Source organism: Aquiflexum sp. (assembly GCF_041751335.1).
Lineage (GTDB): Bacteria > Bacteroidota > Bacteroidia > Cytophagales > Cyclobacteriaceae > Aquiflexum.
The window spans coordinates 1-1,719 of the sequence record NZ_JBGSXS010000098.1 but is presented as its reverse complement, the minus strand read 5'-3'; the positions used below and the strand labels follow the sequence as shown (position 1 = coordinate 1,719).

Annotated in this window: 2 protein-coding genes and 1 pseudogene; all 3 read left to right on the top strand. The window is 32.5% G+C overall.

The genetic code is table 11. From position 1 onward, the window contains the following. A partial coding sequence (locus ACEW8U_RS05745; protein WP_373521082.1) for a hypothetical protein occupies positions 1-455 on the top strand: 455 nt, incomplete at its 5' end. Continuing rightward, a complete protein-coding gene (locus ACEW8U_RS05740) occupies positions 456-1,169 on the top strand; it encodes a 4'-phosphopantetheinyl transferase superfamily protein (RefSeq protein ID WP_373521081.1) in 714 nt (237 codons plus the stop codon). It begins immediately after the preceding gene. A 309-nt stretch (positions 1,170-1,478) separates the two neighbouring features. Beyond that, positions 1,479-1,719, top strand: a pseudogene (locus ACEW8U_RS05735) (hypothetical protein); the annotation flags it as partial.

The following is a 1,719-nucleotide window of genomic DNA, read 5'->3' as shown; positions in this document are numbered from 1 at the left end:
GGGAAAGACATTCACAATTTGAAAAAATTAAACTTCGGTTAAACATCATCCTAGCTAAAGTAAATTTTTTATTGAATGAACCTGAGGCATATTTGGAAAGGAAAAAAAGGTATTTTAAACGAAAAATGGATTTGATATTTTCCAAAATGAAATTGAAGCTCAATCCAAAATTTGTGAATAAACCCACAGACTACCTTAATAAGGTTTCAAAAAATAATACATATTTATTAAATAAATACAAGTTAGTTCCTTATCATGGCACCTTGTATTTATTCCGCGCAAAAATCATGGAAACTTATATCGAGGAACCAAAATTCTATGGATGGACCTCATTCGTTGAAAAAGTCAAGGTGATAAATATTGGCGGACACCATTACAATATTCTTATAAAAACTAAAATATTGAAAGAAATAGCCGAAAAGATCCAAATTGTTCTTGACGACAATAACCAATAGATGACTTCAAACATCTCAATAGACTGGTCTGAGTTAAAACCAACTTGGGACAATTTCCAAGCCAAGTCACTTTCCGATGATACTCATGTAGTCAGGATAAAAATTTCAAAAAACATCAATTATGTTTTTGATCAAAAAAAACTTCTCAAAGAAACCGAACTGAGGAAATTATCAAGAATTGTAAAGGAAGTAGATAAAAACATTTTCCTATGCAGCCAGGTGATGAAAAGAATAATTTGTGGACAATATCTAAAATGCCCTGCGGATGAAATCAGTTTGATTTTTACAGAAAACAAAAAACCATACATTTCAGGCCAACTTGATTTTCACTTCAATATCAGCCATTCCGGAGATTGGATGATGATGATTTTTTCCAAATATCCCTGTGGAATCGATGTGGAAAAAATACAGCCTAACTTCGATTATGTTGGAGTAATGCAATCGGCTTTTCATCCTGATGAAATTGGATATCTTCAGCAGTCCCCTAATCAGTCCTTAGCTTTTTTCAGAATTTGGACCATCAAAGAATCATTTCTAAAAGCAACTGGAGAGGGATTGATCGATAATCTTAGCAGCCTGAATATGATGAAAAATTCTACCCTGTTGGAAAATCCTCTTCCTTGGCATATTCAGAGTTTTATGGTTGATGGAAGTTATAGGTGCAGCTTCTGTTATCAAGCACAAAATCCGAACATTATGTTTTTTGAATTTTAAGAGCACATGTTTCAGTTCAAGACTAACTACTCCATAAGAACAAGCTGATATTAATCATGTTATTTTTGAGGGCGATAATATGCTTTAATTGAAAGTGAACCACTAAATTGCCTCAGATTTACTGAATATCTGAAATTCTGATAAATCATCAAGTTTTTTATAACAGACCCCATTACTATTAAAAGTTTGACAAAACTCTTATCACCAAAATAAAATACAAAGGACTGCGAAACAACGGCCAAACTGAACATTCTAAAAAAATCAATTACCTTTAAATACTGATTTTTGAGCCCAAATACACCTTGAACTATGAATAATTCTATCGACATTGAAAAAACAAAGATTTTCCTTTTTGAACTCCTGAAACAGGAAGTGGAAACCAAATCAATGGATTGGCTGATTCAACAAAAAGACAAAATTGAAAAAGAAGGCTCTTACCTCAAATTTTACATGGCCTTTGGACAGGCATCAAGATTTTTTAAGAAAACCCTTTTACAAATTACTGAAAAACAAAAAGAGATTGCCAATACGCTTATGGAGGGTTTTAGCC